Source organism: Vibrio sp. Vf1514 (genome assembly GCF_052076135.1).
In the GTDB taxonomy this organism is placed as follows: domain Bacteria; phylum Pseudomonadota; class Gammaproteobacteria; order Enterobacterales; family Vibrionaceae; genus Vibrio; species Vibrio furnissii.
The window spans coordinates 3,076,942-3,098,413 of sequence record NZ_CP197267.1 but is presented as its reverse complement, the minus strand read 5'-3'; the positions used below and the strand labels follow the sequence as shown (position 1 = coordinate 3,098,413).

The 21,472-nt window shown below is 51.8% G+C and carries 19 protein-coding genes; 12 read left to right on the top strand and 7 right to left on the bottom strand.

From position 1 onward, the window contains the following. Positions 1 to 305 precede the first annotated feature (305 nt). A complete protein-coding gene (locus tag ACS18Q_RS14395) occupies positions 306 to 1,067 on the bottom strand; it encodes a TatD family hydrolase (protein WP_004724328.1) in 762 nt (253 codons plus the stop codon). Positions 1,068 to 1,251: 184 nt separating this feature from the next. Here ACS18Q_RS14395 and hemB point away from each other — a divergent pair, with 184 nt between their 5' ends. The 4 genes from hemB to ACS18Q_RS14375 all read left to right on the top strand — a co-directional run bounded on the left by hemB (position 1,252) and on the right by ACS18Q_RS14375 (position 6,587). Then, the gene (gene hemB / locus ACS18Q_RS14390) at positions 1,252 to 2,295 is read left to right on the top strand and encodes a porphobilinogen synthase (protein WP_004724330.1); all 1,044 of its coding nucleotides are present in this window, start codon (positions 1,252 to 1,254) and stop codon (positions 2,293 to 2,295) included. A 128-nt stretch (positions 2,296 to 2,423) separates the two neighbouring features. Beyond that, positions 2,424 to 2,852, top strand: coding sequence for a GNAT family N-acetyltransferase (locus ACS18Q_RS14385; protein ID WP_412499225.1), 429 nt, complete (start codon positions 2,424 to 2,426; stop codon positions 2,850 to 2,852). A gap of 695 nt (positions 2,853 to 3,547) precedes the next feature. Continuing rightward, complete coding sequence (gene polA / locus ACS18Q_RS14380) at positions 3,548 to 6,346, top strand: DNA polymerase I (RefSeq protein ID WP_441257192.1); 2,799 nt, start codon at positions 3,548 to 3,550, stop codon at positions 6,344 to 6,346. Positions 6,347 to 6,539: 193 nt separating this feature from the next. After that, positions 6,540 to 6,587 carry a hypothetical protein gene (locus tag ACS18Q_RS14375; RefSeq protein WP_438356636.1) on the top strand — a complete coding sequence of 16 codons (48 nt, stop codon included), beginning with the start codon at positions 6,540 to 6,542 and terminating at the stop codon, positions 6,585 to 6,587. Between the two features lie 603 nt (positions 6,588 to 7,190). Here the strand turns inward: ACS18Q_RS14375 and yihA are convergent. Then, positions 7,191 to 7,865: a ribosome biogenesis GTP-binding protein YihA/YsxC gene (gene yihA, locus ACS18Q_RS14370; RefSeq protein WP_014204236.1), complete on the bottom strand. Its 675-nt coding sequence runs from the start codon at positions 7,863 to 7,865 to the stop codon at positions 7,191 to 7,193. 146 nt (positions 7,866 to 8,011) lie between these two features. Between yihA and ACS18Q_RS14365 the strand changes: the two genes are divergently transcribed. The 5 genes from ACS18Q_RS14365 to hemN all read left to right on the top strand — a co-directional run bounded on the left by ACS18Q_RS14365 (position 8,012) and on the right by hemN (position 12,555). Beyond that, positions 8,012 to 8,629, top strand: a complete 618-nt coding sequence (locus ACS18Q_RS14365) for a c-type cytochrome (RefSeq protein ID WP_014204237.1) — start codon at positions 8,012 to 8,014, stop codon at positions 8,627 to 8,629. A 692-nt stretch (positions 8,630 to 9,321) separates the two neighbouring features. Continuing rightward, on the top strand, positions 9,322 to 9,954 hold the full coding sequence (locus ACS18Q_RS14360; protein ID WP_441257191.1) for a class I SAM-dependent methyltransferase: 633 nt from the start codon (positions 9,322 to 9,324) through the stop codon (positions 9,952 to 9,954). Beyond that, complete coding sequence (yihI, locus tag ACS18Q_RS14355) at positions 9,954 to 10,529, top strand: Der GTPase-activating protein YihI (protein ID WP_441257190.1); 576 nt, start codon at positions 9,954 to 9,956, stop codon at positions 10,527 to 10,529. Before ACS18Q_RS14360 ends, yihI begins: the two co-directional genes overlap by 1 nt. Positions 10,530 to 10,538: 9 nt before the next feature. Continuing rightward, complete coding sequence (locus ACS18Q_RS14350; protein WP_441257189.1) at positions 10,539 to 11,027, top strand: DUF2489 domain-containing protein; 489 nt, start codon at positions 10,539 to 10,541, stop codon at positions 11,025 to 11,027. 139 nt (positions 11,028 to 11,166) lie between these two features. Continuing rightward, the gene (gene hemN, locus ACS18Q_RS14345; protein WP_441257188.1) at positions 11,167 to 12,555 is read left to right on the top strand and encodes an oxygen-independent coproporphyrinogen III oxidase; all 1,389 of its coding nucleotides are present in this window, start codon (positions 11,167 to 11,169) and stop codon (positions 12,553 to 12,555) included. A gap of 67 nt (positions 12,556 to 12,622) precedes the next feature. On the opposite strand, the gene ACS18Q_RS14340 is transcribed toward hemN, so the two are convergent. The 4 genes from ACS18Q_RS14340 to hemC are packed head-to-tail and all read right to left on the bottom strand — an operon-like array spanning position 12,623 to position 16,731. Continuing rightward, on the bottom strand, positions 12,623 to 13,804 hold the full coding sequence (locus tag ACS18Q_RS14340; RefSeq protein ID WP_441257187.1) for a heme biosynthesis protein HemY: 1,182 nt from the start codon (positions 13,802 to 13,804) through the stop codon (positions 12,623 to 12,625). After that, complete coding sequence (locus ACS18Q_RS14335) at positions 13,804 to 15,042, bottom strand: uroporphyrinogen-III C-methyltransferase (RefSeq protein WP_441257186.1); 1,239 nt, start codon at positions 15,040 to 15,042, stop codon at positions 13,804 to 13,806. The genes ACS18Q_RS14340 and ACS18Q_RS14335 overlap by 1 nt, the downstream gene beginning before the upstream one ends. 18 nt (positions 15,043 to 15,060) lie before the next feature. Next, on the bottom strand, positions 15,061 to 15,789 hold the full coding sequence (locus ACS18Q_RS14330; protein ID WP_014204241.1) for a uroporphyrinogen-III synthase: 729 nt from the start codon (positions 15,787 to 15,789) through the stop codon (positions 15,061 to 15,063). A gap of 3 nt (positions 15,790 to 15,792) precedes the next feature. Further along, a complete protein-coding gene (hemC, locus tag ACS18Q_RS14325) occupies positions 15,793 to 16,731 on the bottom strand; it encodes a hydroxymethylbilane synthase (protein ID WP_004724353.1) in 939 nt (312 codons plus the stop codon). Between the two features lie 351 nt (positions 16,732 to 17,082). Here hemC and ACS18Q_RS14320 point away from each other — a divergent pair, with 351 nt between their 5' ends. Next, positions 17,083 to 19,611, top strand: a complete 2,529-nt coding sequence (locus ACS18Q_RS14320; RefSeq protein WP_038150722.1) for a class I adenylate cyclase — start codon at positions 17,083 to 17,085, stop codon at positions 19,609 to 19,611. A 65-nt stretch (positions 19,612 to 19,676) separates the two neighbouring features. Here the strand turns inward: ACS18Q_RS14320 and cyaY are convergent, their stop codons facing one another. Beyond that, entirely contained in the window at positions 19,677 to 19,991 is a 315-nt protein-coding gene (gene cyaY, locus ACS18Q_RS14315) for an iron donor protein CyaY (protein ID WP_004724357.1), read from the bottom strand. Between the two features lie 75 nt (positions 19,992 to 20,066). On the opposite strand from cyaY, the gene lptM reads away from it, so the two are divergent. Both lptM and lysA read left to right on the top strand, forming a co-directional pair. Continuing rightward, positions 20,067 to 20,183, top strand: coding sequence for an LPS translocon maturation chaperone LptM (lptM, locus tag ACS18Q_RS14310; RefSeq protein WP_004724359.1), 117 nt, complete (start codon positions 20,067 to 20,069; stop codon positions 20,181 to 20,183). A gap of 30 nt (positions 20,184 to 20,213) precedes the next feature. Then, complete coding sequence (lysA, locus tag ACS18Q_RS14305) at positions 20,214 to 21,467, top strand: diaminopimelate decarboxylase (RefSeq protein WP_441257185.1); 1,254 nt, start codon at positions 20,214 to 20,216, stop codon at positions 21,465 to 21,467. Positions 21,468 to 21,472 lie beyond the last annotated feature (5 nt).

Genomic DNA, 21,472 nt, shown 5'->3' with positions numbered 1-21,472 from the left:
CCAGTGGCCGCTTTTTCCGTTTTAGATGGGGTGTCTTCTCGTCAAAATTATTTAATTTTTACGATTTGTCCGCAATGCTTGCAGACGTAGACTTCTTTCACTCCCAGCATTTTCTGCCAGAAGGTACGACGTAGTCGTTGCAGTTGGTTGGTGTGATTACAGCTAGCCATGACGTTTGTATATGTAGATCGTTATAAAAATTTGGCCACGAATAGTACATTGCATGCATAGCGATTAATGTGATCTTTATCCCATTTAAAAAATGTGATCTTAATCTATAAATTAGTAATCAACATATCCCTAAACTATAGATTAAACAGTGATTTAGCATTCACTGATGTAATGCAATCGATCGCTTCGATGGTCGTCATTCTCAGGTCCGCAACACGTTGTGCAACCAGTTGAGTGTAGGCCGGTTCGTTACGCTTTCCACGATGGGGCACTGGGGCCAAATACGGGCAGTCGGTTTCCAAAATCACGTAGTTCATGTCGAGGTGTGGAATCACCTGATCCATGCCGCCGTTCTTAAATGTCGACACGCCGCCCAAGCCGAGATGAAAGCCAAGGTCGTTGATTGCTTTGGCTTCGTCTACGCTGCCCCCAAAGCAGTGGAACACGCCACGCAGTTGGCCATTTTGCTCTTGTTTGAGCAGGGTGAGCGTCTCGTCAATCGAATCGCGGGTGTGGATCACCACCGGCAGGTTCATCTCTTTAGCCCAGTTGAGCTGGGTTACAAACGCCATTTCTTGTTCGGCGCGAAATGTTTTGTCCCAATAGAGGTCGATGCCGATTTCGCCCACCGCAATGAAATCATGTTGGGCAAACCAGCGGTGGATCGTGTCGAGCGTTTGCGTGACGTTGCCATCGACATAACACGGGTGCAGGCCCATCATGGCGCGGCAGACTGTGGGGTAAGCCGCTTCGGTCGCCAGCATCGGCTCAATAGATTCCAGATCGATGTTGGGGAGCAGAATGCGTTCAATGCCTTGCGCCAATGCCCGGCTGACCACCTCATCGCGGTCGTGGTCAAATTCACTGGCATAAATGTGGGCGTGGGTATCAATCATGGCAACGTCTCATTTTCGGGAAGCTTGGCGGCAGTATACGTGAGTGTGAGCTTGGGGTCATTTTTTGCATTTTTCCGCCCAGAGCCTAGCGCCGGGCCATCAGAATGATATGATTTCGCCAACACAAAACGCCTGATGGGGCGCGTCAGCGCCGTGGTTCAGGTAGACAAATAAGGAGAGTCGAGTGTCTGTATCCATCCAAGGTCAGTTTCCTGGGCGTCGTATGCGCCGTCTGCGTAAGCATGATTTCAGCCGTCGTCTGGTGGCGGAGAACCAGTTGTCTGTGAGTGACTTGATCTACCCGATGTTTATTCTGATGGGCAAAGATCGTCGTGAAGCTGTGGAATCGATGCCGGGCGTTGAACGTCTGTCGATTGACCTGATGCTGGAAGAGGCGCTGTATTTGGCCAACCTTGGCGTGCCGGCCATCGCACTGTTTCCTGTGGTCAATCAGGATGCGAAAAGCCTGTGTGCGACCGAAGCCTACAACCCGGACGGTTTGGTGCAGCGTGCAGTGCGTTTGCTGAAAGAACACGTGCCGCAAATGGGAGTGATCACCGACGTGGCATTGGACCCGTTCACCACCCACGGTCAGGACGGGATTATTGACGAAGCGGGTTATGTCCTCAATGAAGAAACCACGGAAGTGCTGATCAAGCAAGCGTTGTCCCATGCGGCGGCGGGTGCGGATGTGGTGGCGCCATCTGACATGATGGATGGTCGCATCGGCAAGATTCGTGACGCGCTGGAAGAAGCGGGACACATTCATACGCAGATCATGGCGTACTCGGCTAAATATGCGTCATGCTATTACGGCCCGTTCCGCGATGCAGTCGGCTCGGCGAGCAACCTCAAAGGTGGCAACAAGAAAAACTACCAGATGGATCCGGCCAACAGTGATGAAGCGCTGCATGAGGTGGCGATGGACATCAACGAAGGCGCGGACATGGTGATGGTGAAACCGGGCATGCCTTATTTGGACGTAGTGCGCCGCGTGAAAAGCGAGCTGCAAGTCCCGACGTTTGCGTATCAAGTGTCGGGAGAGTACGCGATGCACAAAGCCGCGATCATGAACGGTTGGCTCAAAGAACGCGACACCGTGCTGGAATCGCTGCTGTGCTTTAAGCGCGCGGGTGCCGATGGCATTCTGACTTACTTTGCCAAAGATGTGGCTGAGTGGCTGGCAGAAGAAAACGCACAAGCGGCGCAGCATCTGCGCGCAGACTAACGACAGCAACATCGATTGAGAAGGCTGGCACCGTTGCCGGCCTTTTTGTTTTTTCGGGGTTAAGAATGCATTCGATGAACGCGAGTGGTTGAGTACCGGCTTGCTTCGAATGCCATGAGGAGGTGGGGATGCAGATCCGCTTAGGCACATTGGCAGAAGCCGTACAGGTGGTCCAAGAGATTGATGAATTTGCGCACAAAGAAACGGTGGCGAGTATGGCGCAGCGTTTAGCGGGCAAGCACGATTTAATTCTGATCGCAGAAGAACATGGCCAGTTACTCGGATTCAAAATTGGCTATGAACTCGATAGTGAGACCTTCTATAGCTGGTTTGGCGGTGTTTCCGCGTTGGCGCGCAATCGCGGGGTGGCGCAGCATTTATTGAACGCACAAGAGCATTGGGTGGCCAAGCATGGCTATCGCCAGCTCAAAGTGAAATCGCGCAACCAATTTCCGGCCATGTTGCGCCTGTTGTTGAGGAATGGTTATCTCATTGAAAATTTTGAAAAAGTAGAACCATTGTTGGAAAGTCGCATTCACTTCGTGAAACATTTATAAAATTAAATGAGATTTTTTCTCATTTAATGCTTGACCATTAAATGAGAATCATTATTATTAACCCTGTCTTAGGGAATGAGTGAAGTTCACCTAGACGTTGAATTATCGACCTGAATGGTTCTTTAGGTTGGCAGATAATCTAACTGACGCTTGAACTTGCACACGTTCTTTTTGACACGACATTGCTCACATTGCTTCCAGTGTAATATTTAAGCTTTATGGTAAGGCTGAACAATCGGTATTGGCTTTGACCTGTTATTGCTAGGCGACATCCTCGGATGTCGCTTTTTTTATGCCGGTTATCCACCGCGCCTGATTCTCCCACGGTAAAACGTCCAACTTTCGATCCTGATCTGTGCAAATCTGCAGCAGCGTGTCGGGATCAAGATCTCAGGTTGAGTAAAAGGGCAGCGAGTGTCTTTTCCACAATGCATGATCGCAAAAGGATCGTGATGGGAATGATCGATCTTTGTAAAAATCAAATAAAAACAAATAATTAAAAACACAAAGCACGACTTTATTCGCGCTTTAATAACCGGTGGATAAATTCTATAAACAGAGTTATCCACAGATGGTGGGGCTGGGCGTTGAATTATTCACCGCCGTGAGTTCCGCCGCATGCGGTCGTGAGCATGGAAACCAATCAGCAGTCATGGCATCCTTAGCGCCATTGTTTCTTGTTGGATAGCAAAACTATGGCTCGCATCCCTGATAACCCGTTAATTCTGATCGACGGCTCTTCTTATTTATACCGTGCATTTCATGCCTACCCGGGCACCATGAGCAACGGTGAGATCCCGACTAACGCTGTGTATGGCGTGATCAACATGGTTCGCGCCATGATGCGTCAATTTGCCAGTGATCGAATGGCGGTCGTCTTTGATGCCAAAGGCAAAACCTTTCGCGATGAACTGTATCCGGAATACAAGGCGCAGCGTCCGCCGATGCCGGATGATCTGCGTTGTCAGATCGAACCGCTCCATAACGTGATTCGTGCCATGGGGCTGCCATTGCTGTCGATTGAAGGGGTCGAAGCGGACGACGTGATCGGGACACTGGCGCATCAAGCGTCTCAGGCGGGTATTCCGGTGCTGATCAGTACCGGCGACAAGGACATGGCGCAGTTGGTTGACGACAACGTGACCCTGATCAACACCATGACCAACGTGGTGATGGATCGCGACGGCGTGATTGAAAAATTCGGCATTCCGCCGGAGCTGATCATCGATTACCTCGCGCTGATGGGCGATAAAGTCGATAACATTCCGGGTGTGCCGGGCGTGGGCGACAAAACCGCCACAGCTTTGTTGCAGGGGATCGGTGGCCTGACGGCGCTGTATGACAATCTGGATAAAATTGCCGACCTGGGATTCCGTGGGTCTAAAACCATGGCCAAGAAGCTGGAAGACAACCGCGCCAACGCCGAGCTGTCGTACGAATTGGCGACCATCAAACTCGATGTTGCGCTGGATTGCACGCCGGAAACGCTGCTCAAAGCCACGCCGGATCGTGATGCGCTGATTGAACTTTATGGCCAATTGTCGTTTAAATCTTGGTTGAACGAGCTGCTTGAAGGCGGCACTGGTGTGGTCGAAGCGGCAGAGAAAAGTGCTGCTAGCGTTGCCGTCAGTGGCGCGTCGCAAGCGGCACCGATGGCTGACTCGGTGGCGGTGAAAATCGATCGCAGCCAATATGAAACCATTGTGGATGAAGCGGCATTCAACCGTTGGCTCGACAAACTGCGCAGCGCCGAGGTGTTTGCGTTTGATACCGAAACCGACAGCCTGGATTACATGGTGGCGAATCTGGTGGGCGTTTCTTTCGCTGTTGCGGAAGGAGAGGCTGCCTACGTGCCAGTGGCACACGATTATCTGGACGCGCCACAGCAACTCGATCGCGATTGGGTGCTGGCGCAACTGAAACCGATTTTAGAAGATGCGCAGCAAGCCAAAGTGGGTCAAAACCTCAAGTACGATGCCAGCATTCTGGCGCGCTACGACATCAACATGCAGGGCATCGCGCACGACACCATGCTCGCATCGTATGTGTACAACAGCGTGGGCGGCAAGCATGACATGGACAGCCTGGCGCTGCGTTTCATGCAACACAGCTGCATTTCGTTTGAACAGGTGGCGGGCAAAGGCAAGAACCAACTCACCTTTAACCAGATTGACCTTGAACAAGCGGCGCCTTACGCCGCAGAAGATGCCGACGTCACGCTACGTTTGCATCATCGTTTGCTGCCGCTGCTGGAACAAGACGACAAACTGCTGAGTGTGTATCGCGACATCGAGATGCCGCTGGTGCCGGTTCTGTCGCGCATTGAACGCACTGGCGTGCTGATCAACGACATGCTGCTGGGCGCGCAATCGCAAGAGATTGCTCAGCGTCTGGATGAGCTGGAAAAGAAAGCGTTCGATATCGCGGGCCAAGAATTTAACCTCAGCTCGCCAAAACAGCTGCAAACCATCTTCTTTGATCAGATGAAACTGCCGGTGATCAAGAAAACACCATCGGGTACGCCATCAACCAACGAAGAAGTGCTGCAAGAGCTGGCGCTGGATTATCCATTGCCTGCAGTCATTCTCGAATACCGCGGTCTGGCGAAGCTCAAATCGACCTACACCGATAAACTGCCGAAGATGATCAACCCGACTACGGGCCGCGTACACACGTCATATCATCAGGCGGTGACGGCCACCGGGCGTCTCTCTTCGACCGATCCAAACTTGCAGAACATTCCGATTCGCAATGAAGAAGGCCGTCGCATTCGTCAGGCATTCGTTGCGCCACATGGCTGGAAAATCATGGCGGTCGACTACTCGCAAATCGAACTGCGCATCATGGCGCATTTGTCTGGCGATAAAGCGCTGCTGGAAGCTTTCCAACAAGGTAAAGATATCCACGCCGCCACCGCGGCTGAAATTCTGGGTATCAGCATCGATCAGGTGACCAGCGAGCAGCGCCGCCGAGCGAAAGCGGTCAACTTTGGTTTGATTTACGGCATGAGTGCGTTTGGCTTGGCGAAACAACTCGGCATTCCGCGCGGTGAAGCGCAAGCGTACATGGACACTTACTTTGAGCGTTACCCTGGCGTGATGCAATACATGGAAGACACACGCAGTACCGCTGCAGAGCAGGGCTACGTGGAAACCTTGTTTGGTCGTCGTCTCCATCTGCCGGAAATCACCTCGCGTAACGGCATGCGTCGGAAAGCAGCGGAACGTGCGGCGATCAACGCGCCGATGCAGGGTACTGCGGCCGACATCATTAAGAAAGCGATGTTGCTGGTGGATGCGTGGATCGAAGCGGAAGGTGCGGGTCGCGTGAAACTGCTGATGCAGGTACACGATGAACTGGTGTTTGAAGTCGAAGAGTCAGCTTTGTCCGAAATTGAAAGTAAAGTACAGAAATTGATGGAATCTGCAGCAGCGCTGAAGGTGCCGCTGGTGGCCGAAGCTGGCCATGGTGACAACTGGGATGAGGCTCATTAAGCCTAAAATCGCCTAAATCACGCTAAATATATGAGCCAGCGCACAGTCGCTGGCTTTTTTTTACCAATAAAAAAGTAAACAACATTCATATATTTGTGTTGCTTAATAAAAATTTAATGAAAATAAACTACAAAAATGGTTTTCATTTGTGACCAATTGTTGTACATTAACTTCCGTAGGGTACAGAGGTAAGATGTTCTATCTTTCAGACCTTTTGTTTCACGTTATTGGATTAGGCTGATTCAGCCGCCCCAGTCACCATTTGACTGGGGCGTTTTTTATTGGGCCGCATTCCACATTTCCTTCGGCCTGTTTCTGGGCTTTTTGACCGCAATTTCGCTCATCGTTGTCGTTTATCCTCGACGTCACGTCAATGACAGCAAGCTTCATTTCTGTAACTAATCTCCAATCACAATTTTAGTTAATTCTAATTAAAAACTAAGCAGATTAATGCGTGCGTATTTATCTAATGTATTGAAATAATTAAATAAGATGTGAAGTTATGCGCAAAAGCGGCGGGGCAAAAATCGTGATCGGCGCAACTTGTAATCTGATCGGGATTCAGGAATCCTAACCACATAACAATAATTACCTCCTATTTCTCTCCCGTTGCCCCACCAGGATGGTGGGGCTTTTTGTTTCTCACGCCGGTTGTTTCTCACGTCAGTCAATCGAGTCATATCAGCCGCATGGCATCTGCCCATCGCCGTGGCAGAGTGCTCGGCTTTTACGCCAGTCATCCATGCGTTAGGTTCGCAAGCCAGCGATGTTGCAAGTCATCGATTCAGAACGTAATAAAAAGCCCCGCCGAAAGGCGAGGCTGATGCAGTGAGCGCGAAGCGGATTAAGCGTCTTGCTCGCCGCCGTGCTCTTCTGGGGTGTGTTCAATGTCAGCTTCTGCGGCCAACTGTGCCACCATCGGCGCAAACCAGCTGTCGAGTTTGTTGCGCAGCACATCAACGCCAATGCCATTGTGAGACGAGAATGCGTCCACCTGTACATCGCCGCCAAATGCAAGCGCCGCTTCACGAATTTTTAACACTTGCGCTTTACGAGCGCCGCTTTTGAGTTTGTCGGCTTTGGTCAGCAGCACTTGAACGGGAATACCACATTCCACGGCCCACACGACCAATTGTTGGTCGAGATCTTTCATCGGGTGACGAATATCCATCAACACCACCAAGCCTTTCAGGCAGGTCCGTTTTTGCAGGTATTCACCCAGTGACTTTTGCCACTTCTTTTTCATTTCCAGCGGTACCTGGGCGAAACCGTACCCCGGTAGATCGACAATGTGGCAGCCTTCAGTCACCTTAAATAGGTTGATGAGCTGAGTACGGCCAGGAGTTTTACTGGTCTTAGCCAAGTTCTTCTGGTTTGTTAACCGATTGAGAGAACTCGACTTTCCAGCATTTGAGCGTCCTGCAAACGCGATTTCGATACCTTCATCAGTGGGAAGATGGCGAATGTCTGGCGCACTGGTGATGAAATGCGTGTTTTGATAATGAATTTTTACGCTCACTGTTAACTCCATCTCGACTTTGTGTAGTCGATTGATTACTTTTTTGTGAAATTGTGTAAAATAACCGTGCTCGGCATAAGGTCGCTTATTGTACCATGAGTGGTACCCCGTGGTACTGGAAGCTTGATAATTATAAATGGAATGTCATGAAGAAATTAGCGCTAATCTTAAGTCTTTTAGCCAGCTGCTCTGTATGGGCCCAAGGCAGCATTGAAGCTGGTAAAGCAAAATCCCAAACGTGTGTTGCCTGCCATGGTGCGGATGGCAACAGTCAAATTACAACTTACCCGAAGCTGGCTGGTCAGCACGCTAAGTATATTGAGAAGCAGCTGAAAGATCTCAAGCTTGGCATGTCGAGCGGTGGCAAACAAGGCCGTTACGATCCGGTCATGAGTGCCATGGCGATGCCACTCAGTGAAGAAGACATGGCCGATGTGGCGGCGTACTTCGCTTCACTGCCGATTTCGCCGAACTCTACACCGGAAGACGTGGTCGCGAAAGGGAAAGTTCTGTACAACGCTGGTGATGCGGCGCGTGGTCTGACGGCGTGTACGGCGTGTCATGGCCCGCGTGGTAACGGTACCGAACTGTCTGGGTTCCCTAAAATCTCAGGTCAGCATGCGGACTACATCAAAGCGCAGCTACAGAAATTCCGTGACGAAAACCGCGGCAACGACATGAACGCGATGATGCGTGATGTAGCGAAGAAATTGACCGATGCTGATATCGAAATTCTGTCTAAATACGTTGGCGGCCTGCACTAATAGCCCTACACGTGTTCGAGCATAAGTGGTAAGAAACAGCCCCGCGTGTCGGGGCTGTTTCTATTTCTGCGTCAGATTGCCCTGTTTTGTGTAAGACATTCGCCATAGTTGCGCATCATGATGCCGAGGATAGCTTTGTAAGCTACTGAAAATAAATAACTTGATTTTATGGTGTTCAAAAAGGCGCAAAAATGTGCGTTTGGTCCGTTGTGCGTTGCCGTGGTTGGCGTAAAGTTGTTCATGTCGGCATGAGGCTGACGAGGAATTCAGACTAGGCAGGTCTCCAAGGAGCCGGAAGGAATCTGGCAACAGGACAGGGATAACGGTTTCCAGGATGGGAGTCGGGATAGGGATGGTCAACTGGTCTCAAGGTGAAGACAGTGACATGGATTCAGGCGACGGAGTCGCCCAGCTACAGGACGTAACAACGGATAGCCAAAACTCATCAGGACGATGTCAAACCACACTTTTGGCAAGGAAAGCTCGAAAAACAAAGGGACTCTTGGTGCGTTGATTGAACGCAACCCAGTTTTGTCACGTTCTGTGACCACTTAGAAAGCGATAGGGCAACCTATCGCTTTTTTTATCTTTAGGAGCTTTTTTTGCAAAATTGCTGAGATTTTGTACGATCACGCTCCACTCTCCAGCCAGTTTCTGGTATGTTTCGCATCCCCCGTTGGAAGGATGTCAGAATGCACACTTGCCCTTTATGTCACAGTGACGATACGCATGCGTACTATGAAGACGCGCATCGTGCTTATCTGCAATGTCAGCCTTGCCAACTGGTGTTCGTTAATCCTGAACATCGACTGAATGCGCAACGCGAAAAAGCGTTTTACGACCTTCACGAGAATGACCCCAATGATGCCGGCTATCGCCGCTTTTTATCTCGTGTGTGTACGCCTATGCTTGAAAGAATCGCACCGCATTCACAAGGGTTAGATTTTGGTTGTGGCCCGACGTTGTCGCTGATGCTGGAAGAAGCCGGCCATCAGGTGGCGTTGTATGATATTTTCTATCATCCGAATGCCCAAGCGCTGACAACCACTTACGATTTTATGACTGCCACGGAAGTGATTGAGCATCTGCACGATCCACACCGAGTGTGGCAGCAATGGTTAAATTTAGTTAAGCCGGGTGGCTGGATTGGTCTGATGACCAAAATGGTCAAAGACGTGGACGCATTTGCGACATGGCACTACAAAAACGATCTCACTCACGTGATCTTTTTCAGTCGCCACACGTTTGAATATCTGGCAGAGCGGGATCAGCTCGAACTTGAATTTATAGGCAATGATGTAATTTTACTGAGGAAGCCCCAGTAATGTCTCGACAAAAGAAATCCAAAACCGGCATCAATGGTGATCTGGTTTTTGCACGCAAACACAACCGTACTTCTGGTGAGCTGGAAGGACGTCTGCGTAAAAAAGCGAAAAAACACAAAGGCCTGAAAACGGGTAGCCGTCATTCAGAAGGTGCGGAAGCGGCGGTACGCAACGGTGCGCAGCAACGTGACCCGCGCCTTGGCAGCAAAAAACCCATTCCATTGATCGTGGATGCGCCGAAGAAACTCAACAAGCAAGAGCGTCGTCTCTCTGCTGAAAAAGAGCTGGCGATGCTGGAAAATGACGCGCAATTGAACGTGTTGTTGGATCGCATCGACAACGGTGAAAAACTGGGTGCTGGTCTGCAAAAATATGTGGATGAGAAACTGGATCGCATTGAAGTGCTGATGAATCAACTGGGTCTGTTTGAAGGCGCAGAAGAGATGGAAGAAGCCGAAGAAGCGGAAGCCATCGCGCCACAGCCACAAGCCAAAGCAACGAAAGCGAAGGCAAAAACCGATGACGATCTGTTGTCTCAGTTTGAAAATCTCGATCTGAACGATTACAAAGGATAAGGTGCCACAATGAATGTAACCCTATTAGCGATAGCTGGAGCTGTGATTATTCTGGGCTTAGCGGCCTACGCGGGTTACCTTTTGTTGCAACTGAAAAAGCAAAAGGAGCTGCAGCAGCAGCACCAGGCGTTGGCGATCGAAAAACGCAATGCGAACATTTTCGAAAACGTCAACGTTCTGTGCTTGGCCGGGATTCAAGGGCAGTGTGATTTGTCGGAAATCAGCATCCGCGTCTACTGCATCATGGATTACGTTCAGGGCGAAGACCGCGTCGATTTTGATCGTGACTACCCGGCAACCGCCGAGTTGTATCACATTGTCAAAGACATGCCGCGTGGTGACGCCCGCCAGCAGATGGTGAAGAAGGAGCGTATGCAACACAACCTGATTCGCCTGAAAGCAGAATCCCGCCTCAACGACGCCATCGTCGAAGAGTTAAAAGCGCTGCAAAAACGTGTTCAGCCACTGAACAACCAAATTGCCATCCAAATGGTATAAGTGATACTCCCTCTTTTGAGTGAGTGATCACGCTAGCAGTTTCGAACATTTTGTTCGCAAATCCTATTTTTGCCACCCGACGTGTCAACGTCGTGTGGCAAAATAGCCCGTCAAAAGATTGAAAACGGAAAGAGTTACTATGTCGTCGCACGTCGTACCCAGTCAGCAGATCGTTTGGGATCAAGCCATTTTAGACAAGTACAACTACTCGGGGCCGCGTTACACTTCCTATCCGACCGCTGTGGAGTTTCATGAAGCGTTCACCATTGCGGACTACGATATGGCGTGTACTCAGTACCCTGAGCGACCGTTATCGCTCTACATTCACATTCCGTTCTGTCACAAGCTGTGCTACTACTGTGGCTGCAACAAAGTCATCACCCGTCATTCGCACAAAGCTGACGAATACCTAGATGTTCTGGAACATGAAATTCGCCAGCGTGCATCGCTGCTGGTGGGGCGTCATGTGACTCAATTGCATTTTGGCGGCGGCACCCCGACGTTTCTGACCAACAAGCAGATCAGCCGTCTGATGACGCTGCTGCGTGAAGAGTTCCAGTTCGACGCGGATGCCGAAATCAGCATCGAAGTTGACCCGCGTGAGATTCAGCTCGACGTGCTGGATCACCTGCGTAGCGAAGGTTTTAACCGCCTGAGCATCGGCGTGCAGGATTTCGATAAAGAAGTGCAGAAGCTGGTGAACCGCGAGCAAAACGAGCAGTTTATTATCGATTTGGTCGCGCGCGGAAAAGCCTTGGGGTTCCGTTCCACCAACCTTGACCTGATTTACGGCCTGCCAAAACAAACACTGGAAACCTTCAGTCAAACGCTGGCACAGGTGCTGGCGATGAAACCGGGGCGTCTGTCGGTGTTTAACTACGCACACATGCCACAGCTGTTTGCCGCACAACGTAAAATCAAAGACGAAGACCTGCCGGCGCCAGAAGAGAAAATGGCGATTCTGCAATACACCATCAACACGCTGACGGATGCCGGTTATCAGTTTATCGGTATGGATCACTTTGCCTTACCGGATGATGAACTGGCGGTGGCGCAACGCAATGGCGTGCTGCATCGCAATTTCCAAGGCTACACCACGCAAGGCGAGTGTGATTTAGTCGGTTTTGGTGTGTCGGCGATTTCGATGATTGGCGATGCCTACGCGCAGAACCAAAAAGAGCTGAAAAAGTACTACGCTCAGGTCAATGAAATGCGTCATGCGTTGTGGAAAGGGGTGTCGCTGGATAGCGATGACTTACTGCGCCGCGAAGTGATTAAACAGCTGATTTGCAATTTCCAACTTGATAAGCGGGCGATTGAGCGCCAGTTCCGCGTGCGCTTTAATGACTACTTCCGCCAAGATTTGGCGTTGCTACAAACGTTTGTCGACGATGAATTGGTGACGGTCGATGAGCACCACATTCGCGTCACGTTGCGTGGCCGTTTGCTGATCCGCAACATCTGTATGTGCTTTGACAAATACCTGCGCGATCGCGCGCGTCAGCAGCAGTTCTCCCGCGTGATTTAAGCGCGACTCAGCATGAAAAAAGCCAGCATTTCTGCTGGCTTTTTTGTTGTTCGCTGCGCGTTTGAATCTACGCGGATTCGAGCAGCGACAAGGCTTTGCGCGTCACGTCGTGAGCGGCTTTGGTCAGGTGCTGCTTTTCTAATGCATCGGCTAGGTAAGCGTAATCGGACACGCTTGAGCGCAAGGACAAGGCTTTTTCCAGATGCTGCTGCGCATCGGCCCATTGCTGCTCACGCAGATAGAGCTGACCCAATGCGCTGTGCGCCTCGGCATTGTTGCCATCGCGGTTGAGCGCATCTTTCAACAGGACAATCGCTGGATGGCGATCGCTGATGTTGAGCTCTGGCAATAAGGCGTATAGCGCTGGCGATGGGCGTTTTTTCAAACTCTCTTTGATCAGCGTGAACGCTTCGTAATCAGCCTTGCGCACAATCAGTTGGCGGATCAGGTTCAGTTCGAGTTGTGATTCCGCTTTGAGTTTACGCGGCAGGCTGTTCCAGTGAGCAATCAATCCTTCGCTGCCTTTCTGACTGGCGATGGTGTCCATCACCCCTTGGTGAGCAACCAAGGCCAGTTGTTCGGCTTCATCCTGCGTCATGCGTTTGGCTTTGACCAATTTAGGCAGCAGATCGAGCAGCGGCTGCCACTGTTTCAGTTGGGTGTAAGTTTGCTTGAGTAGGTTGAGCACAATGGTATTGTTGGGGTGATCGGCTTGCAGCGCGCTCAGCGTGCTCAATGCCGCTTGCAACTCGCCATCGCTCAGTTGCTGTTTGGCGCGCGTCAGTTCCACCGCCAATGTGGCGTTTTCTTGCTGCGCAGCCAGCGCCAAATAGCGGTCGCGTTTGGCGCGATCGCCCATGCCGTTGGCGGCTTCTGAGGCCACCAGATAACACAGCAGCGGCATGTCATGATGATTGGCCCAGCGCGTGACTTTCTTCTCCGCCTGTTTCCAGTCCCCTTCGAGCAATTTGATGATCGCTTCGTTGGTGTAACGACGCGAGCGGCGCAGTTTGCGTACACTGAACCAGTTCCAGGTATTGGAGCTGGCGTACATCAGTTTTTTCAGCAGATATTCCAGTGCGAATAAGCCAGCCAGCGCACCGATGATGAAAATCACCAATGTGGTGACACTCATTTCAATGGTATGGCTGGCGACTGAGATCAGCACGTAGCCTTGCTGACCCGCATATTGGGTGCCGGCAAACAAGCCGAGCCCCAAGACGACAAATAGAAATAGGACACGAACCATCAGTTAGCCTCCGTTGTCATCGAACTGACTGTCATCGAGCTGACCGAGCGGCGCAGACGATCGGTGATCACATCCGCCAGTTGCTTTTGCGTGCCCAGTTTGACCGGATACTCAACCTGCACCTGCTGTTTCGCCAGTTGTTCCAGCGTCTGATTGAAGGCTTTCACGCGGTTGTCACTTTGATTGAAGAATGATTTCGACCACTGATCAGCGGTGGTGAGTGACACGGTGTAGATTTCCTGCTGCTCGGTGTACACCGACTTAATCGCGGTTTCCAGCTTGGCTTTGAGGTTTTCTTTGAGATAGAAATGCTGCTGCGGTGACAGCAGCGGCACCACGTTGCCATCGCGCGTGCGGAACGTGATGAAGTTGTTGGCGAAATCTTTCAGCGACGTCATCAGGTTCTGTTGCCAGTTGTTGATATTTTCTGAAACCGCTTGTTCGGTTTCCTGCGGCGCGTCCGGCAAAATGGCGTTCGCCAGCGGCAGGGTATCGACTTGCTGTTGCAGGCTGGTCAGGCGCAGCACCAAGCCATCGCGATCCAGTCGTGGAATTGCTTTGAGTGTCGTGATGTCGTTGGCCATTGCTTTGCGCAGCGGTGTCAGGCTTGGATCGTTCAAGGCGGCGATGCGTTGGTCCGCGCTCTCCATCAACAGCGTCGCGCTGTCGACATCGTGTTCGAGAAAGAGTTTACGTCCTGCCAGTTTGACCAAGTAATCCGCTTCGGCCAATAGCCAGTCGTTGGGACGACGACCTTTGATGTCTGCCACGGCCAGTTGCAGGCTTTCAATGCTCTTTTGTTGCTGCGTCAGTACCACTTCTGCGCGATGAGTCAGTTCAGTGGCTTTGTCGACTGCGTCTTGTTTGGTGGCATCGAGCTGGGCGTTGATGTTGCTGCGCGTTTGCTCAAGCTCGGCGCGCAGGGCTTGAATCTGCGCTTGGTAGTCCGCTTGTTGCTGCTGGCTATGTAGCGTTAAACCGCCGCCAAACAGCACCGCCAGAACGATCGCGATGGTGCCAAGCTTGACGCCTCGTTTGCCCTGTTTCTCTTCAAATACCGGTGCTGGCTCGGCGGGGCGCTGTGGTTTGGCCGATGTTGCCGTGCTGCTTTGCCCGGCAGCGGCTTTGTCGGTGGATGCTGCTTTGGTCTTGGCATCGGGGGAGGTTGTCTCGGCAGCGAGGGCAGTTTTTGATTGTTGTTCAGGTTCCTGCTGAGGATTATTTTTATTGCTTGTCATTGCTAAGAGTCCTGTGTGTTAGGGCTGGAGAGCCGCCACTAAATCTGGGTTCGCCGCACTTCCTGTGGTCACGATGGTTTGAAATCCCAAGGCTTTGGCATCGTGGGCGATTCGATCACTGGGTACCAGTAATTTCAGACCAAGCGCCCAGCTCAGGCTGGTTGCGGTCAGTTGTGAAACAAAAAACATCAGCTGGTGGCTGCTGGTGATCACCAGCGTATCCACGCCCGCTTGTTGCCATGTGGCGACGCAGGCCTCACTGGCAAATGGTAAATCCACGCGTTGGTACACTTCGCGGTAACTGACGTGCGCGCCACGTGCGACCAATGTGTCGAAAATCAGCTCGCGCCCGCCGTTGCCACGCAAAATGATGACTGATTTTCCCTGCACCGCGTGCAGGGCTGGCAGAGCTAATAAATGTTCGCTGTCGCTGATGTCCGGGTAGTGTACTGGTTGTGCAGAAAGTTTGCTTAAAACGTGTGCAGTTTTTTGACCAACGGCAAGGTAAATGGCGGAAGTTGGCCAGCAAGATCGCTCAGATTGCAAAAACTGGTGGGTAAATGTCACGGCATGCTGACTCACGGCGATCAGCAGATCACATTGGTGCAGGGCGGGCAGCAGCTGAGGCAGGTCAGCGCCTGCCTTCAGAGTGATCAATGGGTGGTGGAGGGCATGAATCCCACATTGTGCCAACTGCTGACACAACGCTTGTCCCTGCGCCTCGGGGCGCGTCACCAAGACGGCCATAGCTTACTCGTGCTCGGCGTACAACTTGGTCAGAATGTCGCGCGCGCCATCGGCTAGCAGTTGATTGGCCAGCTCGACCCCCAGACGTTCGGCATCCTGACGTGGGCCACGGATTTCGCCACGCACAATGTGGGAACCGTCCGGCTCACCGACCAGCGCACGCAGCCACAAATCATCGCCGTCGAGCAGCGCATAGCTACCAATCGGCACTTGGCAACCGCCTTCCAGTGTGAGGTTCATGGCTCGTTCACACAACACGCGATCGGTGGTGTCGGCATCGCTCAGCGGTGCCAGCAACGCGCGCAGGCGCGCATCATCCAAACGACACTCAATGCCTACCGCGCCTTGGCCGACAGCAGGTAGTGACTGCTCGGGTTCAATCAGGCTGCGAATGCGCTGTTCTAGTTGAAGGCGTTTGAGCCCCGCAGCGGCAAGAATGATGGCATCATATTCACCGGCATCCAGTTTGCCCAAACGGGTTCCGACGTTGCCACGTAGCTCTTTGATCACCAGATCCGGACGCGCTTCTTTGAGTTGGCATTGACGACGCAGGCTACAGGTGCCGACGATGGCGCCGTGTGGCAGCTCATCCAGTGACGCATAGGTGTTGGAGACAAACGCATCACGCGGGTCTTCGCGTTCACAGATGGTCACCAAGCCAAGGCCTTCGGGAAAATCGACCGGCACGTCTTTCATCGAGTGCACCGCCAAGTCCGCGCGGCCTTCTAGCATCGCCACTTCGAGTTCTTTGACGAACAGACCTTTGCCGCCCACTTTGGCCAGCGGCGTATCAAGAATCACGTCACCTCGGGTCACCATGGTGACCAGTTCCACTTCGAGCCCCGGATGAGCCGCTTGCAGCGCGTCTTTGACAAAATGCGCTTGCCATAAAGCGAGTGGACTTTGACGAGTGGCAATTCGAATGGGGGTGGTAGAGGTCATGATAATCCCGTTAGACAGTCAATAATGGCTTCATCCTATCATTAAGGCTGGGGAAGGTCTTACTCCAAGATCACTGGGATGCTGGTTTGATAGACAATTCACACCGATCGCGCAAAATTGTGTGACTAGGTTCTCGTTTGTAAACTGCGCTATTATTACAAAGCAACCGTTAGCGTCGACACTAGGAACGGTCGTGAATTCAAGCCTTGTGGCACTACGACTTTGGTGTGACATGGTGAGCAGATCGCTTTACCAATAGGAATTAAAGTGTTAAATTGATCACGTTTTGTTGACGCATTCGCATAAAACACAACCAAAACGCGCATTTATGTTTCAACCAAGGAATCCACCTTGCAGGCTTACACAACGACCTTAATACAGAGACTGGATAAGCTGAACCGGCAACGCACTGAGCGAGCGCTGGCGCTTATGGATTTGCAAGGTCAGCGTGTTTTTCATCTCATTCCCGCACTGTTTCACTACAATCATCCCCTCATTCCCGGCTATTTTGCCGACGATGTGCCGTATGGCGTACACCATTTCGAACTGAATGACATTCAGCAACTGATGGTCGACGACACGGAGCTGGCGATCGGTCAAGCATTGGAGACTGCGCCGCGTCCGGCCATTCTTGGTTTGTACACCATGGGCAGTACCTCATCGATTGGTCAGAGCACGTCGAGCGATCTCGATATCTGGGTGTGTGTGGATGCCGATATGGATTGTGATTCACGTGAAACATTGGGGAATAAGTGCCTGCTGATCACCGACTGGGCGAAAAGCCAAGGGGTGGAAGCGAACTTCTTCATCATGGATGAACAGCGTTTTCGCCATAATCAGTCGGATGAAATGACTGGGGAAAACTGTGGTTCGTCTCAGCATTTGTTACTGCTGGATGAGTTTTATCGCTCGGCAGTGCGTTTGGCGGGCAAACGTCTGCTGTGGCAAATCGTGCCACCGGAGATGGAAGAGTGCTACGACGAATACGTGAAACAGTTATGTGCCAATGCGTACATTGACTGCAGTGAATGGATCGACTTTGGTCGTCTCAATCGGATTCCGGCCGAAGAGTATTTCGGTGCCAACTTATGGCAGTTGTACAAGAGTATCGACTCGCCTTATAAGTCAGTGCTGAAAGCGACGCTGCTGGAAGCGTATTCGTGGGAGTACCCGCACACACAACTGCTCAGTATCGATACCAAGCGTCGTTTCTTTGCGCATGAGCCTGATCTCTACAGCATGGACGCCTATTATCTGATGCTGGCCAAGGTGACCTGTTATCTGGAACGCATTGGCGATCATGCGCGTCTTGATTTGGTGCGTCGTTGTTTCTACCTCAAAACCCATGAAAAACTCTCTCGTGAACCGGGGGTGGGATCGGTGGCTTGGCGCCGTGAAGCGCTGAACGACATGATCAAAACCTGGCACTGGGGGCCGGACGTGATTGAGGAACTCGACAACCGCCGTAACTGGAAAGTCGAGCAAGTCAAAGGCGTACACCATGCGTTGCTGGATGCGTTGATGGTCAGCTACCGTAATCTGATTCAGTTTGCGCGTCGCAACGACATTACCTCGGCGATCAGCCCACAAGATATCTCGATTCTGGCGCGTAAACTCTACGCGGCGTTTGAAGTGCTGCCGGGGAAAGTCACCCTGCTCAATCCGCAGATTTCTCCCGACTTGCATGAACCCGACTTGACCTTCATCGAGGTGTGTCCGGGCCGCACCAACAAGGCGGGCTGGTATCTGTATAAGCAGCCGCTGGTGGCGCATCGCATTTTGGGTCAGCCGTATCTCGAGCACAACGAATACCTGAGTAAGCTGGTGGCGTGGGCGTTTTTCAACGGCCTGATCACTGAATCGACGCGCTTGCATTCGGTGGTGCGTGAAGCGCATCTCGACATCGACAAGTTCTATCAAATGGTGAGCGACCTGCGAAACACCTTCTCGCTGCACAAACGTCGTCCGACCATGTCGGCGCTGGCGAGTCCGTGTGAAATCAGCCAACTGGCGATGTTCATCAACTTTGAAAACGACCCGACGACCGAACTGAGCGGCAAATCACTCAAAGTCGACGTCAAGAATGTCGATATCTTCAGTTTCGGCGCGGAGCAGCGTTGCCTAGTGGGCAGTGTTGATTTGGTCTATCGCAACTCGTGGCAAGAAGTGCGGACGCTGCACTTTGAAGGCGAAACGGCGATGCTGGATGCGCTGAAAACCGTGTTGGGTAAAATGCACCAAGACGCGTTGCCGCCGGAATCGGTCGACGTGTTCTGCTACAGCAAAAACCTGCGTGGTGTGATGCGTAACTTGGTGTATCAACTGCTGGCCGAGTGCATTGATTTGCGCCTCAAACCGGTGGAACAAGAGAAACGTCGCCGCTTTAAAGCACTGCGTATCGGCTCGCAAATGTACGGTTTGTTCTTTGAACGTCGTGGGGTCTCGGTGCAGCGTTTGGAAAACTCGGTCGACTTCTATCGCAGTATTTCGACCAATAAACTCAAAGGCTCACCGCTGCTGATGCTGGATCGCGAGCAGGATTATCAACTGCCGGATGTGGTAGATGGCTTTGCCAGTGAAGGGTTGGTGCAGTTCTTCTTTGAAGACACCGAAAAAGGCTTCAACATTTATGTGCTGGATGAAACCAACCGCGTGGAAGTCTACCACCAGTTCAGCGGCGAAAAAGATGAGATGATTGCCAGCGTCAACAGCTTCTATACGTCGGTGCGTGATGACAACCAACTGGCGTCGAAGCTGATTAACTTCAACTTGCCGCAGTACTATCAAATCATCCATCCGGAAGAGGGCGACAGTTACGTGGCGCCTTACCGCAATGATTCCGCGGTCTATTCCAAGCCATCCAAAGCGGTAAACGCGTAAGACAAACCCGCGCTCATTGCCTCAAAAAAAAGAGCACCCAAGGTGCTCTTTTTTGTCGGCGGCGATTAGGCCCAATCGATGTGTTCCCCTGCGTGTTTTTCACACTCTTGCTTCACCATCTCAAACAGCTCGATGCCGGTTTTTGAGCAGATCCACTGCTGCGCTTTCCATTGAAAGTGGAAGCCGCCGGATTTCGACGCCAACCAAATCTCTTTCATCGGCTCTTGGCGGTTGATGATGATCTGGCTGCCATCATCAAATTCCAGCGTCATCACATTGCCGGAGGTTTCGAAATCGATGTCCGCGCCGGAATCATCAATGGCTTCTTCAATGATTTGCATCTGGCTGTCGACCAGTTGATGAAATTCAGTCTCGTTCATCCTGTCTATCCTATTGCTTTTCCTGATTGTGGTGCGATTATAGGGGGCATTGATTCAATAATCACGATATGCAAAATGAAAAAGTCCATCACCGCACTGTTTTTGTTGTCCGTTCTCACTTTGGCAGGCTGCGGTCAAACAGGCCCGCTGTACATGCCTGATGACGCTCAACAGAGTGAACAAAATCAGTAAATTCAAACAATTATATTAAGGGAAAGTATTTTGGATTACTTCAATTATCAGGATGATGGCCAACTTTGGGCGGAAAACGTATCACTGGCTCAATTGGCTGAGGATTATGGCACGCCGCTGTATGTCTATTCCCGTGCGACGCTGGAGCGTCACTGGCACGCGTTTGACAAATCGGTCGGCGATCATCCCCACCTGGTTTGTTATGCGGTGAAAGCGAACTCGAACCTCGGGGTGCTCAACACACTGGCGCGTTTGGGATCGGGCTTTGATATTGTGTCAGCAGGTGAGCTGGAACGTGTCGTGGCTGCGGGCGGTGACCCGGCGAAAGTAGTGTTCTCTGGTGTGGGTAAAACCGCTGCCGAGATGAAACGCGCCTTGGCGCTGAAGATCAAGTGCTTCAACGTGGAGTCGGAATCTGAGCTGGAGCGCCTGAACCAAGTGGCGGGCGAGATGGGTGTCAAAGCCCCAATTTCGCTGCGCATCAATCCGGATGTCGACGCCAAAACGCACCCTTATATTTCGACTGGCCTACGCGATAACAAATTTGGTATCGCGTTTGACCGTGCGCCGGATGTATACCGTTTGGCGCAACGCCTCGATCACATTTCGATTCATGGCATCGACTGCCACATCGGCTCGCAACTGACGGCGATTGAACCATTTATCGACGCAACCGATCGTTTGTTGGCGCTGATTGACAACCTGAAAGCGGAAGGCATCCACATCAAACATCTGGATGTGGGGGGCGGTCTGGGCGTGGTGTATCGTGATGAATTGCCACCCCAACCTTCTGAATACGCCAAAGCGCTGTTGTCGCGTCTGGCGAATCATCAAGAGTTGGAACTGATTTTTGAACCGGGTCGTGCCATTGCGGCTAACGCTGGCGTGCTGCTTACCCGTGTTGAGTACCTCAAACACACCGAACACAAAAACTTCGCCATCATTGATGCTGCGATGAATGACCTGATGCGTCCGGCGTTGTACCAAGCGTGGCAAGATATTGTGCCGGTGTCGCCGCGCGAAGGCGCTGCATTGACCTATGATTTAGTGGGGCCTGTGTGTGAAACGGGTGATTTCTTGGGCAAAGACCGTTCGCTGGTGCTTCAGCAAGGGGATTTGCTGGCAGTGCGTTCTGCTGGTGCGTATGGGTTTGCGATGTCGTCGAACTACAACACGCGCACGCGTGCGGCGGAAGTGATTGTCGATGGTGAAACCACCCACGTGGTGCGCCAACGCGAAGAGCTGTCGAGCCTGTGGGCCTTTGAGAGCCTTCTGCCGGAGTAAAGTGA